Here is a 15892-nt window from a genome sequence, read left to right on the forward strand (position 1 = left end):
AAGTATCAAATGTTATGCCAATAGAAAGTATAATGAGAGTGCTGTTGAAAACCTAATGACTTGTAGAAAGAACTATCCGAAATAACATATGCTTTTTCAGCACCTAAGGAGCGACCTCTTTTCAAGGCTTCTAATACCACTGCTTTTCCAAGCCCCTTCTGCCGATACTCCGGAATTGTACATACAGGTTCAACATAAACATAATCCGTTTTTTGACTGTACCATAAGCCACAATAAGCAACATATTCCCCGTCTTCATTTTCAGCAACAATATGTAGGAATGAATTCATATTTCTTGCTGACAACATTCTTTTTTGCTTACTTATAGCAGCTTCATCCCTAGGTACAGATCCTTCATTTTCAAATGCCTTCCATAACAAATGATGAAGCTTATATAAGTCATTTTCTATATCTATATTTTTTAGTATTACACCTTCAGAAATTACATAATCAAGCCTAACATTCTCTAGTGTAAGTTCAAGTATGTTTTCAGACAGATCATTCTCCACAAACTTCTTACTGCGCAATAAATCTAGAGTATGAGTATCTTTGTCATTCACCGCAATCCCAAGGCCATTTTCATTACTGAAAGTAGTAGTGGTATATTCTAATATATCTTCTTCTATTTCTTCAAACCCTTGTTTAGTAGCAAAAAATGCTTCACCAAAATAGTGGTCATACGTTGCTATCCCTACTAACTCGTCATTACAGTACCATAAGCCAATCTTATCCATTAAGTCTCGATTGAAATCAGGATGATAAAACATCCACTCCCACCTTGCCCAGTTCCAATTGATATGCCTACGGTCATCTTTTGATAATTCAATCAAAAAATCGCACACTTGTTCATAATAAGAATCATCGAAATTCTTGAAAATAATCTTCACTATAATCACCCATATAAAATAATTTTTTTACGTCTTCTTAATAAAACACTATGCGCCTTAATACTTTAAATAAACAATATTTCTTACTCCCAAAGTTCGGTGTTAAAGATCAATTCGTAACTGAAGGGGCTATTCCGTTTACTTTTTGTAAAGTTCTTTACCCTCATTGTCGAATATTACTAAGTTCTCTACTTCACTAATTTGAGTATTAGGAATCAAATAACCCTTCTTTTCCGTAATCCCTCTTGAATAGGACTTACCATCAGTATAGGTAATTAAAATACGATCAGCTCCAGAGCTTAGCATTTTGTTATTAACTATGACTGCTATATATGGGTTTCCGTTTCCTACAAACACAGGATTTGAATAATTTATTCCCCACGATAATTTTTGGTCGTATACCTTCCCATGTTGATCTGTATAAAGGGTTATTAATGAATTTTCGAGCAAAATGATTGCTGACTCCTTAATCCATATACTATCTTGTAAATCTAAACGATGACTATTTACATAATCAGTGATTTGTTCATTGGTTGGGGCGTTATATATTAGCTCGTTCTTGTTACACCCCATTAATAAGGTTGAAATGAATAATAAAAACACTATACTTTTTTTCATTTTTCGCTCCTTGTATATTTTGGGTATTTCACATAACGCTCCTGCATTAAAGATGTTCGACGAAATCGAATCTTTTTCTGTGCAAGCTTCCCTGAAATTCATTCCGCAGACCAAGGTTCCGTAAGAAGCCGCTGCGTAAACATATTGTTATCTGCTTTCGGCTCATATCCATGACTAAAGACAGGACGTCAGGAGGTGCATGATTTTTATAATTCACTATGACCAAACTATCATGTCCCGTTATTTAAACAGGCTACCTTATATCGGTAGCCTGACCCGTATTACATATAAAATTAACAAAAGATGCTCATATCATAATTCAAAATGCTCACAAACTAATCTGAATTGTTCTTCTATACCTAAGTCAGGTGTTCTTTCAAGTGTTTTGATATTGTTATTAACGCAGGCATTTCTAATTTCATGGGAGAATTTCACCATAGTTTTGTTGCTATGTTTAATCGTTTCCGCTGGATTTGATGTAAGGTTAATAACGTCCAAAATCATCTTGTGATCTTCTCTAAAGTAATATAGCCTTTCTATTTCTTCATCAGATGTATAAAGACACATCATTCTTTCTTTAGGAATAAAGGGTAGGATATGTTCAGGCAATATTCCTAAATCGATAATGATTGGTTTATCCGTCGGCATCTTCAATAAATCAATAACGAAAAATCCCATCATCTCTACAACGATTTCACAAAGCCACCGAAATACCACATCAGTTGGCCTATTAAACCACTCCTCCCAGTTTAAACCGGGATGGGGATATTGAAGAGCAGGATATTCAGTCGGATTAGTGAATGGTCTATACTTCAAGACATCATCGCTCAATGTTTGAAATCCTAACTCTGCAACAAATTTCTGTGTCATCGTTGTCTTTCCCGCGCAACAACCACCATTTAACCAATACACATGCTTTAATTGTTCTTTTAAATAATTGTTATTTATTCTCATTTTAATCCTCCTCAATTTTTAATATTGAGGGAGATTACGGATTCTTATCGGTTTTTTATACACACAACAAAACCACATAATATAATCCTCCTTTACTTATTTATACCTAAATAGTATTCGGCGAATTATAGTTTACTCCTTCATTTACTATTAATCTGTCCGTTAGATTAATTATTATATTTACAACTTCGAGCCACATGACATTTCGGTGTACTTTCTCTCATGACTATAGACCGAGCAGCTATCAGGCGGTTACGATACGTGGATGTATTGTTATGGGATGCTTCAGAATTCATGAAATTACTTACAAATTATACTTTATCTTTAAATACTTCATATTCAATAATCCCATATCGACTGATGTCTCTAAGTATCCAATGATCTGCTCAAAAGTAAAAACATTAAGGGCTTCTATCAAAATTTCTTTGTCATAATCCAAATCATTAAATACATATGGCACAAACTTCTCGACATCTGTAGATTTAACTTCTTCTAAATCCGGTATTGTTGGAATGTAATTGAGCCTGTTTCTTAATTCCTCTTCATATCCATAATGTTCAAGCAACTTCCCATTCAATAATTTAAAGTCGTTATGATACTGTTTATATAACCCCTCATTAGCTTCCATTCTGTTTTTTAACCAAGGTAAATTAAAACCTTTCAACCATATATCATCGGCAATTAAATGTGTGAAATAACCCAGAACATAAAGGTCCTCTGCCTGTGATCGATACTTATGTAAAAATCCTTTATAGTCTACGTTTCTTGAATAATCCTGAATTTCACCAGCAAAAAAATGTGATGAATCTTTTGTTGTAACAGCATCCGGTGCAATATTTCCAAGTAAAAAAGGTGTTTTATCTACTATAGATAAGGAATCTGCAATTCTATTCGCCACAATCAGATGCATTATTCTTGAACCCATGCTTCTTCCTCCCCCTCAACTGAAAGTTTGAAGTGTGTTTTCCTGATTCTGCTTCCTTGAACTGATATTTTCAATCAATTAAATTATTTTTTGAATACTGATTTGATAATTATTTCTGCACATTCTTCCGGCGTATTCAAACTCGTATCGACTGAAAAGCTATAGTGAATGTGTTGCGACATTATTTTAGTTTGCTCATCGGATTGATCTTCTCTTCTGTCACCACGTTCTATATTTCGCTTACGACAAAGATCTAATGGGCAGTACACCTCAACGATATCCAAAGGATATCCATCAAATATATCTTGAACTTTATCATAGTGCGGCTTTAATTCCGGTCTTTCAACAAGTATCCCATCGATTAAAACATTCTTTCCATGATCGGAAAATAACTTTGCTGTATGATACATTAGAATGATGGCTTCACTTAAATACTTCCAGTAGTCTTTTTGCAAATGTTTATCACCAATCGTATTTTCAAAAAGATCATTGGCCACAACATAAAAAAAAGGTTCAGAGTAATTTTGCATCGCTTCTACGATTGAAGTTTTACCTGAACTGGTTACGCCATTCAGAAATATAATTTTCCCTTTATCCATTTTCTCATCTTCCTTTGCATGGGTTATGTTTGAGTGTCTATGATTCTTATGATCTCCAGTAAAAATCAATTACTCTGATCAGCAATCGATTTGCCATATCGAACGAGTATATGCCACATGGATTTTAATTCCTGAAGCACTTCTTCGTAATTACCTCTGTCAGACCAGAGACCAGGATTGCATTTCAAATCGTTGACAGCACTCCCGATTACACTTGCGTCAATGTTACCGTTGCTTGCGATTCGCTTCGCTAATGAGGGCATGCTTGGACCTCTAAAATCAGAGGGCACTTCCTCTGCACGCATCTCAAATCCCATATGCCAAAATAGTTCAATGGAATAGTTGATGCAGATTTGCTCTAAGTAATTTCCTATTTCTGTTCCTTTGAACGATGGGTCAGCTACTAAAATTTCCACATCATCATCAAGAACTATATCTCCATGAACTTGGGTTTCTAATTCCTCATATGTCCCCATTTCCTTCGGAGCATCTTGAGAGCCACCATAAGTGAACGTACAGCGATGTAAAGCATTCGGTTTTAAAAGAAAACTGATACGTTGAATTCGACAATATTTGATGTCACTCACTTCTTCGAGTTACATCAAAATAATTATTATTCTTTATTCTTGTTTCCATATATGTGCTTCGAGTATTTTTCCAGTTTCATAAAAATACTTTATTACTTCAAGCATGGGAATTAATTCTATACAAATGTTGTCGCAATAATTGCCTAACTGACCACCAGCAACCAGAGAAATTTCACTGTTGCCCAGTTTATCGTTCATAAGAGTATATATAGTATCATCAATTGTAATAGACACAATGAAATATTCAGGTCCGCCCCCAACTAATGCTGAATCTGTGTCTGATACCTCAAAAAATACTAATGTAAATTTATCTCCATCGAGTTTTCTTAAAAAACTTAAAGTGTCCGTCCATGTAGGATTCACAACGATTTCTTCCTTAAATGTGGCCCCAATCGATTCATCAATACTAATAGATTTTATCATTTTATCTTTTCATCCTTCTAAGATGTTTTAATTATTTGGATGTTTTCATATAACGTTTCTGTATTCACGACGCCGAGCTCGCAGCGTGAATACTCTGTCATGTAATGTCACAGTTTTCTTTATATTCCTTAGGAAATCTAATCATTCCACATTCTTGTTACTTCTTCTAATTCTAAGTCCTCGAATTGCATTTTATAAATATCTGGTTTCTTTAATTGATTCAAAAACTCCAAACCAAAAGCTGAATCAAAATGATTCATCATCAAAGTCATCACAAGACCATGAGTCCCGATGGCTATTTTCTTCCCTCTGTTCTCTTTTAGGAGGGGATTTATAACTGAGAGTGCTCTTTTCTGACAATCAGCATTGGACTCTCCACCCGGCAAGGTATAATCAAAATCATTAAAACTCTCTCTGATACTAGACATTAACTCTGCATTTTCAATATTATAAGATGCAAAATGTCGTTCTCTAAGATCTTCAAATACTTTAATATCTAACTTTAAGTGCTCGGCCAATCCCTCAACACTCAGAATTGCTCGAGTATAAGGACTTGATATAATCATATCTATTCCTTCACCTATAAGTAATTTCGTTACTTTTTCAATATCGACCTTTCCTTTTGGGGTAAGCCCTCTTGTTCTTTCATTTCCTTCGTTGTATGGTGATTCTCCATGCCTAACCATATAGATAATTGTCTTCATACAAGCCTCCTTTAGATGCTTTCATTAAATGTCGCACTATGATTTCACATAAAGTTGATATATTCGCAACGTCCATTCCCTTATGTTTTACTACCCAGCGTATGCTCCGACTCCTGTCGGATCCAGAGCGAATACCCGCAGCGTGAATACGATATTGGCGTCCTCTTCGACTTACGTTCGAATCACTTCAAAATTCCATGTGGTAGACAGGCATGTACCCCTTTAACCCCATTCACAATTTGCGTTATACGTAGATCAACAACAGAACTCCCTAAAGCAATAGCTTCAACACGATTTAAAGCATACAACTCACCCATCAAGTTAAGCATTCCATCTAAAGCTTGAACGGTTGCTTCATTAAGATCTTCATGAAACCCAAAAGTAATCCAACCTGCAGGAGTATTAGCTCGGGGGTTTAACAAATCTATGCCTTCAATCAAATTTACAGTTATATCTACAACTTCCATCGGACATTCAATAGCTTGGCAACTGATTTCTCCATCCCCTTGCAAAGTATGACCATCACCAATAGCAAGGTAACCCCCATCGACAGAAATAGGAAGATACAATTTGCTTCCTTTCACAAGCTCTTTACAATCAATATTCCCACCACAATAACGTGGTGGCCAAGTAGAGTGAATTCCTATGTCATCTGGAGGCATTCCAATAACGCCCATGAAAGGTCGTAATGAAATTGAGAAGGAATTGCCATTGATTTCACATACTCCCATCATAGATTTATTATCGAGTTTCCAATCAAGGCTAATTTCCTCATATTCGGTCAAATGTAACTTCTGATTTTGCCAATTAGGATATTGACCTGCAGCAGTAAAACCATATTGCCCAGGTATAATATCATTAAACTCAATCTCTAAAGTCATCCCTTTCTTAGCACCTTCAATATAAATAGGTCCCACCAAGGCGTGACCGCCATCACCTTTTTCTTTTCTTGAAAATGGTTTCTTTCTTTCACTATTACTTTTCCCAGTCCCCCAACCAGCATCTAATGTTTCAAAACGTATGGAATCACCAGATGACACCGAAAGGATAGGAGCCACTTCTTTAGTAAATGAACCAATTAGTGTTTCTTGGGATAATTCAATTTTGTGTTCTACCATGGTATCGCCTCCAATGGGCTTATTATCTTTATGCCAATTTCGGATAACGAGGCCCTACGCGTGAATATAATGTTATGTGATGCTTCGGACATTGAATAACTCTCGAAATCCTATTCCTATATCTGTACAGTCATTACCAATCTTCAAGTTCAGAAAGTAGTACACCTTTTTTGGTAAATTTAAGACTCTTATTGCATGTAAAACCTTCAATACTCTGAATTTGCTTATTGATAAATGAGAATTCAAATATCTTTGTAAAATCTCCATTCAAAGTAAAATGAACTTTACTTTCTTCTGGAACAAATATAATTGAAAATTGGGTTGGATAATCCCCACTTTGCTGAGCAGTATCCTTGAGTAAGTTAAGGCCTGTTGCAATATTAAATGTTTCTTTGTTATTTGTAATGACTTCATAGGCCTTTATATATCTATCCTTTCCTGATCCTTCAACCTTCTTATATTCATTATCGAAATTATCCGATACAGGAAAATTAGTCAGTACCATGAAGTCCCTATCAGAAGAATTAATATCGATGTTCTTTCTTCCAGGCTCAACAATATATGTCTTCCTATTTCTCCCTGCTATCAAACTGTGGACACTATGACTCGGGACATTAACAATTATGTTATTGGTTAAATATTCACTTAATTGAGATAACTCGATACGTCCAGAAAGAATTTCATCAAACAATTTCATAATATGTACGCAATTCTTTCCACGTCTATATTTGCCTTCTTCAATTGGATCGACCATTAGTAAATTCATAAATGTACCACTACTATTCAAACCGAATGCTGGATAAAATTGTCCATCATCCTTCTGAAGAACTAAAAGTTGATCTTCACCAATCAAAACAATTTTGATGGCTCTTCGAGAAATATCGAAGTTCATACCAATAAATGTCTTGTCTAAATGAACAGCAAAACTAGTACACATTGAGTTAATCTCCTTTATTTGTTTTTTTGTCGTCGTTCCAAAGTTTCATGTAACGTTCTTGTATTCACGAAACGAGCCAGCCTTAGATAGATCTTATCTTAAGCTGGCTCGTTTGTTGTCTGAGTGTTCTTCCATGATTATACATCTGACAACCAAGGTGTGATAGCCCCACAACATGAATACATTGTTATGCGACGTTACTGTCTTCGAAGCATCACCTAGAAACCTGTGATCAAGATTCCAACTCTATTTTTTACTTTGGTATAAAAACTCAACTTTGCCATCTAGCAAATATCGATATTCAAATAATTGCATTGTTCTTTCCCTAATTCTCTCCCGTATAACCGTGCCTAGGCTTACCGATCCTTTTGATCCAAGGTAACCATTGTTAATAAATGTCTCCTCTACAAATTTTGTTTCCCTTAAGTGATACTTTAACCATTCTTTCTGAGATTCGATTAGTGCATCTCTTGGTTCTCTATCCAACTTAGAAAGAAGCTTTTTATATATTTGATTCAACTCTTTATCCCAAATCTCTGTATATTTGCCTTCCAGCGCCCCCCATCCCATTGTTGTAATAATCTCTTTGGAATTTTGTAATTCATTAAATTCTACTTCATAATCATGATCTATAGGATTTCGAAGCATTTCATCATAAAATTCTCCTTTCAAATCGTAGTTCCCTATTCTCATGGATAACACTTCATTGTTAGAAGGCTCTGATCGACCTTCAGTTACTTCTTTCGATTCGGTTCCATTACCTGTACTCTCTACATCAGGAGGCAGTTCAGAATTCATTATTGATTTAGTTTCGCTATTCAAAATAGTCGATTGACTAATATTTTGACAAGATGAAAACATTATCGTAATAAAAAATAAGAAGAGTACCTTACCTTTCATAAATTATCTCCTTAAATATTATCTTTAATATTTATCGGTATTGGCGTATAACGATGTTGTATTCACGAACCCCAGAGGCTTAAGGTCCGCTAAGACCGGGTGGCTTCGCAGGGTTGACTGCTGAATCCACTTTTCCGAAATGCCCCTTGCAGACCAAGGCCCCATCAGGGGACGCAGCGTGAATACGGTGTTATATATGTTGTAACTGCCTTCTTCGATTTCGCATATTTTATTTATGTTGTCATATTTACATTTAACTTCTGCTTGTCTATTTAGCATTTCCCTTTTAATAAATACACTAATAAATGGATACTATAGCTATTCCTTTTATAAAGAACTGCATATCCGCAATGATATTTCAACAAGGTTTATTCTTATTTCTGATCTGCTATTCCAACTTCGACTATCCCATTCGACACCACTTAAATCATCACCGCCATACAAGATAATACCTAATTTTACATTTCTAAATTGCGAAACAGCCATAAATGCTGCTGCTTCCATTTCTACGGTTACACACCCTTCTGCTTTCCGCAACTCAACCTTTTCTTTAGTCTCTCTATAAAATGAATCTGTCGTCCAGGTTTTGGCCTTTATATAACTGACATTATGTATATTAAAATCGTCCTCTATGATTTTTAATACCTCTAGATTACATTCAATTTCTCTTGATGGCTTAATGTAATGGTATGATACTCCTTCATCTCTCACTGCCGAAACTGGTACTATTACATGTCCAACAGCAATGTCTTTTTTTAATACACCTGCACCACCACAAACTATAAATTTCTGAAAACCATAGGCTATCAGTTCTTCTAAGAATCCAGCTGAACCCGCAGCACCTAAATACCCCAAAGTAATATGTACTTTTTTTCCTTCATAATATGTTTCATATATTGGCAAATCTACAGTCTCACAATGTAGAGATGCAACTTCTTTCAACTTTCCCTCCGTTTTCATTTTTTCAATTACATCTCGAAAGAATGTTATTACACAATATTCAAATTCTTCTTTTGGCTTGATAAAATTAGACGCCTCTATTATTGCAACTCGAGATTCATCAAATTCCAATATCGGGAATTCATTACTATCGATTTTTTTGCTCTCCATCTCGACATACCTCCAAAGTAATTTAAAATTTTTTATTATTTCTTTGCTGTTATTACATATAACGTGATATCACCTTTTTGAGCTACATTCACTATCTTTCACTTATCAACCAAGTCTTTGCTTCCTCCGGATCTGAGAAATATGAAACAGGATATTCTAGTTTTAAATTCTTTATTTTGCGCTTTAACTTCCATTTACTTGTACTTGAAAGTCCAACAAATGAGATTTTCTTTACATAGCCATTCAAGTTATTTAGATTGTTCACAAGTTCTTGAAGAACCATTTCTGTTATAGATGTTTCGTACAGATCAATCCATATCTTCAGTTTTTTATTCGCTTTAAAAATAAATTCTTCTTCCATTCTCATTAATTCAAAAAGTTCATCATATTTTCTATACTTACTTCCATATTTAAGACAATGGATTTCTCCACCCTTATAATAATATGGAAAAATTGAACCTCCAGGCGACTTTATCATTCAGGTCACTCCTTTAGTTAGTTTTGAATGTTGTTCCGATGATTTCGTATAACGTTCCTGTATTCACGAACCTAACCGGCTCAAGCGCGGGTCCGACGGACATAGCCAGTGCAGGGTTGTCGCCTGATTCAGCTTCCCCGAAATCCCTCCTTGGCGACCGAAGGCGAATGCCCGATGGGTGAATATGTTGTTATGGGAGATGATGATGTTTTCTATGGATTACTTTAAAATATTACGCTAGAATATGGTTTTATTACTTGATCCGAAAAATATTCTTTGAAGAATTCATTAGTTGTTCCAGGAAATTTACAATGTTCTAAAGATTCTTCTAGCCTATACACTGTCCTCTTAATTTCATTAATGGGTAACCATTCAATCCCAACCTGTCCAACATCTGCTTGTAGGCTTCTTAATTCATTATTTAGGAAATGAGTGCTGCACTCATAAATAAAATCAATAGAATGAACTTTCTTCATTATGAAAGAGTATTCATGATTGCGCGATATGTATTCTCTTACACAAACTAACCTACTACTCAATATTTCGATACCCAGTTCTTCCATACACTCGCGACTTAAAGCCTGTTCCAATGTTTCATTCTCTTCTTGAGCTCCTCCAGGTAGTACATAATAAATACCTATATTTGCTCTCTTTTTCTTTATTAATAAAAGATTGTCTTTCTGAATAATCAATGCTCTTACTGTATTTCGAATCATCTAGAATAATCCCCCTCTACATCACTTTCTCATAACGTTCCTGTATCCACGACCTAGCGAATGCTAGGTGTCCGGTGTATGCCGTACCAAGGGCGTATGCCCGCAGCATGAATATTATGTTAGACGATTGATCACTCTTCCTTGAACAATCCGTCAAAATACTCTCTCCAATAATCCACTATCCAATCATTATATTTTACATACAGGGGTCTTAATTTTCCTTTCGATTTTGCATGAATGATACAGCCTCTATCATCATACATGTGAAATATAATGTCCTTATTCTTACTGATGAAAAAGACATCTTGACCTATCGCTGGCTTTCTTCCCTGTTCGTAATGACTAATCCCTTCAAGGATTTTGCTATACGGAAATGAAGAAACAAGTCCATTTAAGATTTTAATTTGATATTCATTCTTTATTTCAATGGTATTTCCTTCTTTGTCATCATCTTCATCTAATTCAAATCCGACTTCATCTTCTATGACTTTTCCATGGAGTAGCTCGTAGAGATATTTGGGCGTTGTATTCCCAAACATAAGATCTTCCCTATTCTCCCAGTCTTTGATATATACAAATATAAAATCATCTTGGTCAAAAATCTCTTCGAATATAGTTACCACTCTTTTATTCACTTGTTTGATTCTTCGGTTTGATCCATTTCGAAAAGGTTCTCCAAGTTCAAATCTAATATGTATTTCACCACTCAAGTTCGGAAAATTACTATTCAGATACTCTATAATCTCTTTTTTCATTTGATCTCGATCTCCTATGACTTATATTTTTTTAGTGATCTTTCGTCTGACGTTTAACCGGCTTAAGTGACCGAAGGGGACGGGTCGTCAGACTTAGCCGGTTGAATGTGTCGCCTGAATTCACTGCTTCGAAATCCCTCTTGGCGACCGAGGAGCGAACGCGACGATGTAGGAATGTTTTGTTAGACGATGCCGCCATGAATTACTCATAATATGCTTTATTATTACTTCCCTCCGTATTTTCCTTTGTCTTCAGCTTTTAGATATATTCCTTCTTCAATTTGTATAGCGATATATTCAGAGGTTTTCACTTTTTTTATCTTGAATAACTTTGTTCCTACAGGATATTTATTTGAAAAACCATCTCCATAAGTCCCTTCAAAGTCAGAATTTTTCCTGACTTCACCTATTTCTTTATCAATTTCTTCCGATTTAATTTCTTCATTTAATATTTCATAAATGTCATCATTCCAAACGACAAAGTTATAAGCCCAATCAGTACTTGAATTTGATCCTGGACTGCTTACTTTAGTGCCACAACCAGAGATTAATATTATTGAGAGTACTGTGCATAAGAAAATTGAAAATCCCTTCAATTCGTCATCTTCTTTCCTATGGTTTTACATCTTTGGCGGTTTCGTCTAACATCTAAATTTATGTACTTCGTAAATACCACACATTCAACTCGATTTCTGAACTATATACATATTAAACCATATTGTTCCATTTGCGAAGGTACTACAACAAACAAAAGAGCAGCCTTCACCAGCTGCTCTCCCATTACATAATCTATTACTTTTCCAAATGAAACCATTTACTTCTCACCACTACTCCATACCACTCTCTCACTCATTGCCTTATGCTGTGCAATCAAGCAAAGTTCTGCCGCTTTGAACGCATGCTCCTGTGACATCGCGATTTCTGTTCGATCCAGACAGTCTCGGATTAGTTCACCGAAGAACGGATAACCGACCTGTCCTTTGACGCTATAACGGTATTCCCCTTCATGGTTAACCAGGTATACCTGATCGCCTTCAGGCTCTCTCGCCACATCGATATACTTACGCAGTTCAATGTATCCGTCCGTTCCCAAAATAACCGTTCGCCCATCGCCCCATGTACCCAGGCCATCCGGTGTAAACCAGTCTACGCGGAAGTAACCGGAAGCACCGTTGTTACCGATCAGTGATGCTTCGCCAAAGTCCTCCAGTTCCGGGAATTGTGGATGATTGAAATTGTTCACCCGACTGAACGCCACTTCTGCATCCGTACATGAAGCAAAGGTCAGAAACTGCTCGATCTGATGACTTCCAATATCACAGAGGATGCCGCCATACTTTTCATGCTGGAAGAACCATTCAGGCCGACCTCCCGCGTTTAATCGATGTGGCCCCGTCCCCATAACCTGTACAACCTTGCCGATGGCTCCCTGTTCGATCAGTTGTCCGGCGTAGATCGCACTTTCCACGTGCAGACGCTCACTATAATAGACCATATACTTCTTCCCAGTGCGTTTAACCTCTTCACGCGCAAGGGACAGTTGATCCAGTGTGGTAAAGGGGGCTTTGTCCGTAAAATAATCTTTGCCTGCGGCCATAACTCTCATGCCGAGTGGCGCACGTTCCGATGTAATGGCTGCTCCAGCTACGAGCTGCACTTCATCGTCAGCAAGTACATCCGCTTCAGATGCGGCGACCTGTGCCTGTGGGAACTGTTTCCGAAAAGCCTCGACCTTGGCCGGATCAGGATCATATACCCATTTGAGCGTTGCCCCAGCTTCCACCAGCCCGCCAACCATGCCGTAGATATGTCCATGGTCCAACGCTACAGCAGCAATGGTAAACTCACCTGGACCACATACGACCTCTTTTTTCAGACTCTTTGGAGCATAGAACATTCCGTCTTTTGCCATGTCTTCTCCGTCCTTCCGTCTGGGATTCGTGAATAAACCAGCTACACAATTACCTTACTTAAACGTCTGTGACAGATCGGCAGGCTGACTGCCGCTCCCTGCCTTGTCTTTCTTTGTATTTGAACTGGCAATCCGCTGCTGCAAATGTTCATAGAACAAATCTTCATCGATCGGCAGATCCACCCAGTTATCCGTCCAGGTTGACAAAAGCATGGCATTGGACAATGTTAAACCATGGATCCCCTCTTCTCCCGGAGCAATGAGCGGAGTCCCTTTCAGGATGGCATCGATCCAATTACGAATCAGCCCAGGATGTCCGGTTTCCACACCGGTAATCGGCACCTCGCATTTCCAGCATTCAGGCTGTCCAAATCCTCCGGTAAATCTCTGATTGAATTCGGGCTCGGGTTCACGAAGACGCCAGAAGGTCAACTGACCATCTTCAATGACAATTTTTCCACGATCCCCGTTGACCTCGAATCGGTTGGTACCTGGTGCTTCTCCCGTCGTAGTCACGAATACACCTGTTGCTCCATTTTCATACTCGACATATGCCGTTACATCATCTTCCACTTCAATGTTCCGGTATTTGCCGAATGAACAGAAGGCACGCATACGAACAGGCATCATGCCGATGGTCCATTGCCATAGGTCCAGTTGATGAGGGTCCTGGTTGATCAGGACACCGCCCCCTTCACCAGCCCACGTAGCGCGCCAGCCGCCTGAATCATAATAACTCTGGGAGCGATACCAGTTCGTTATAATCCAGTTGGTGCGACGTACCTCGCCCAGTTCTCCCGATGCAATCAGATCTTTTAGTTTGATATATAAAGGGTTGGTTCGCTGGTTATACATCATGGAAAACACTTTGCCGCTGGCAGCAGCCGCTTCATTCATCTTGCGTACCTGTTTGGTGTATACTCCGGCAGGTTTCTCGATCATGACATGCAGGCCATACTGAAAAGCCTGAATGGCTTTTTCGGGATGGTCATAATGCGGGGTTGCTATAATGACCGCATCAATTGTCCCTGATGACATCATCTGCTCCGCATCCTGCCAATAGGTGACTGAAGCCGGAAGGTTGCTGGATACCCAGCTCTCCATTTCTTGTCTCACATCACACACAGCCACCAGTTCTGCACCCGGTACTTCTCCTGCTACCAACGTTCTGGCATGTGCTGCACCCATATTTCCAATGCCAATGACGGCTACTCGAACCAAACTCATACCTGTACCTCCTCGTCCACACGACGTTCAATTTCGGCAAAAACATCTGCAAAATGCTGTAACATCGCCTTCGATTCCAAGACTCCGCTAAAATCCTCAATCCCGTAATATCCATCATATCCAACCGATTTGAGGTCACGGAATACTTGCAACCAATTCACCACGCCTTCGGTCAAGGGGGCCCACTGACAATGCCAGTTTGATGTTAGCGATATTTCTGTATTTTGTTCATTCACACTGGAATTCGAATTCATGTTTGATGCATCCTTGAACCAAGCCGCATTCTTCACATGCACATGTGCCAGATAAGGCCCCAGTAATTCCAATCCCATACGATGGTTCTCATATCCTTCATGGACCATGTTACCTGGATCGTACAATACCCCTACATGCTGGGAATCCAGCGATTGCACGAGCCGATAAGCCAGCGATGCAGTGGGAGCAATCGTTTGATGATGGATTTCTACTACAGCTTTTACCTTATACTGTTGGGCCATCTCTTGAACCTCATTCAGATAATGCACAGCTTGTTTGTATAACTCAGGATAGCTGGTTTTCCGATCATAACCGGGAACTCCAACACGCATCATGGATGCCCCTAAGGCTTGTGCAGTTTGAAATGCTTGCTCCGTGGCAAGCAGATCTCCACAGCTCAGATATGGCACCAATGCAATCGACTGTCTGCCATGCTTTTTTGCCGCATCACGAAATAGAGGTACCTGTCCCTCCCACTGGTCCGGATCTATCGAGCAACGATTATGTCTCCAATAAGAAGGTTCTTCGGATAAAGCATCCGCCGGGATTCCGCGATATCTCCATTCGATCCCTTCAATGCCGGCTGCAGCTGCAGCAGAAGCCAACTCATCTGCCGTCAAGTCTGGAGTGGCAACAGTGAATACAGACAATTTCATGACATTCATCTCCTTATGTAAACGTATTCAATTTATTGTTGTAAACGCATTGTATCATTCATACAAATGCCTCCATAGGGGGTAACGAGAAGAGATGAATGACAGATAAACAGCAGACCATATTCCCCATT

At 38.1% G+C, this 15892-nt stretch carries 18 protein-coding genes and 1 pseudogene; all 19 read right to left on the reverse strand.

Annotated elements, in window-relative coordinates:
* Nucleotides 1–5: 5 nt before the first annotated feature.
* The 19 genes and pseudogenes from DC345_RS07200 to DC345_RS07290 all read right to left on the reverse strand — a co-directional run bounded on the left by DC345_RS07200 (nucleotide 6) and on the right by DC345_RS07290 (nucleotide 15761).
* Nucleotides 6–887 carry a GNAT family N-acetyltransferase gene (locus tag DC345_RS07200; RefSeq protein ID WP_113052532.1) on the reverse strand — a complete coding sequence of 294 codons (882 nt, stop codon included), beginning with the start codon at nucleotides 885–887 and terminating at the stop codon, nucleotides 6–8.
* Between the two features lie 138 nt (nucleotides 888–1025).
* Entirely contained in the window at nucleotides 1026–1505 is a 480-nt protein-coding gene (locus tag DC345_RS07205) for a hypothetical protein (RefSeq protein WP_113052533.1), read from the reverse strand.
* Nucleotides 1506–1817: 312 nt separating this feature from the next.
* The gene (locus DC345_RS07210; protein WP_113052534.1) at nucleotides 1818–2459 is read right to left on the reverse strand and encodes a DEAD/DEAH box helicase family protein; all 642 of its coding nucleotides are present in this window, start codon (nucleotides 2457–2459) and stop codon (nucleotides 1818–1820) included.
* A 304-nt stretch (nucleotides 2460–2763) separates the two neighbouring features.
* Nucleotides 2764–3384 (reverse strand): zinc dependent phospholipase C family protein, encoded by a 621-nt coding sequence (locus tag DC345_RS07215; protein ID WP_113052535.1) that lies wholly within the window; start codon nucleotides 3382–3384, stop codon nucleotides 2764–2766.
* An 83-nt stretch (nucleotides 3385–3467) separates the two neighbouring features.
* Nucleotides 3468–3983: a phosphotransferase-like protein gene (locus tag DC345_RS07220; RefSeq protein WP_113052536.1), complete on the reverse strand. Its 516-nt coding sequence runs from the start codon at nucleotides 3981–3983 to the stop codon at nucleotides 3468–3470.
* A gap of 65 nt (nucleotides 3984–4048) precedes the next feature.
* Nucleotides 4049–4531 (reverse strand): annotated as a pseudogene (locus DC345_RS07225) (DUF3626 domain-containing protein); the annotation flags it as partial.
* A 72-nt stretch (nucleotides 4532–4603) separates the two neighbouring features.
* A complete protein-coding gene (locus tag DC345_RS07230; RefSeq protein WP_113052538.1) occupies nucleotides 4604–4993 on the reverse strand; it encodes a hypothetical protein in 390 nt (129 codons plus the stop codon).
* A gap of 137 nt (nucleotides 4994–5130) precedes the next feature.
* A complete protein-coding gene (locus DC345_RS07235; protein ID WP_113052539.1) occupies nucleotides 5131–5697 on the reverse strand; it encodes a histidine phosphatase family protein in 567 nt (188 codons plus the stop codon).
* A 182-nt stretch (nucleotides 5698–5879) separates the two neighbouring features.
* On the reverse strand, nucleotides 5880–6815 hold the full coding sequence (locus DC345_RS07240; RefSeq protein ID WP_113052540.1) for an acetamidase/formamidase family protein: 936 nt from the start codon (nucleotides 6813–6815) through the stop codon (nucleotides 5880–5882).
* A 133-nt stretch (nucleotides 6816–6948) separates the two neighbouring features.
* Complete coding sequence (locus DC345_RS07245) at nucleotides 6949–7752, reverse strand: hypothetical protein (RefSeq protein ID WP_113052541.1); 804 nt, start codon at nucleotides 7750–7752, stop codon at nucleotides 6949–6951.
* 246 nt (nucleotides 7753–7998) lie between these two features.
* Complete coding sequence (locus tag DC345_RS07250) at nucleotides 7999–8652, reverse strand: lysozyme inhibitor LprI family protein (RefSeq protein WP_113052542.1); 654 nt, start codon at nucleotides 8650–8652, stop codon at nucleotides 7999–8001.
* Nucleotides 8653–8979: 327 nt separating this feature from the next.
* A complete protein-coding gene (locus DC345_RS07255) occupies nucleotides 8980–9762 on the reverse strand; it encodes a nucleoside phosphorylase (RefSeq protein WP_113052543.1) in 783 nt (260 codons plus the stop codon).
* 91 nt (nucleotides 9763–9853) lie between these two features.
* The gene (locus DC345_RS07260; protein ID WP_113052544.1) at nucleotides 9854–10240 is read right to left on the reverse strand and encodes a hypothetical protein; all 387 of its coding nucleotides are present in this window, start codon (nucleotides 10238–10240) and stop codon (nucleotides 9854–9856) included.
* A 224-nt stretch (nucleotides 10241–10464) separates the two neighbouring features.
* Entirely contained in the window at nucleotides 10465–10956 is a 492-nt protein-coding gene (locus DC345_RS07265) for an NUDIX domain-containing protein (protein WP_113052545.1), read from the reverse strand.
* A 131-nt stretch (nucleotides 10957–11087) separates the two neighbouring features.
* Nucleotides 11088–11711, reverse strand: a complete 624-nt coding sequence (locus tag DC345_RS07270; protein WP_113052546.1) for a DUF3885 domain-containing protein — start codon at nucleotides 11709–11711, stop codon at nucleotides 11088–11090.
* A gap of 224 nt (nucleotides 11712–11935) precedes the next feature.
* A complete protein-coding gene (locus DC345_RS07275; protein WP_113052547.1) occupies nucleotides 11936–12307 on the reverse strand; it encodes a hypothetical protein in 372 nt (123 codons plus the stop codon).
* Between the two features lie 218 nt (nucleotides 12308–12525).
* Complete coding sequence (locus tag DC345_RS07280; RefSeq protein ID WP_113052548.1) at nucleotides 12526–13623, reverse strand: Gfo/Idh/MocA family protein; 1098 nt, start codon at nucleotides 13621–13623, stop codon at nucleotides 12526–12528.
* A 54-nt stretch (nucleotides 13624–13677) separates the two neighbouring features.
* Nucleotides 13678–14850 (reverse strand): Gfo/Idh/MocA family protein, encoded by a 1173-nt coding sequence (locus tag DC345_RS07285; protein WP_113052549.1) that lies wholly within the window; start codon nucleotides 14848–14850, stop codon nucleotides 13678–13680.
* On the reverse strand, nucleotides 14847–15761 hold the full coding sequence (locus DC345_RS07290; protein WP_113052550.1) for a sugar phosphate isomerase/epimerase family protein: 915 nt from the start codon (nucleotides 15759–15761) through the stop codon (nucleotides 14847–14849). The genes DC345_RS07285 and DC345_RS07290 overlap by 4 nt, the downstream gene beginning before the upstream one ends.
* Nucleotides 15762–15892: the final 131 nt, after the last annotated feature.

Source organism: Paenibacillus taichungensis (assembly GCF_003287275.1).
Taxonomy (GTDB): domain Bacteria; phylum Bacillota; class Bacilli; order Paenibacillales; family Paenibacillaceae; genus Paenibacillus; species Paenibacillus taichungensis_A.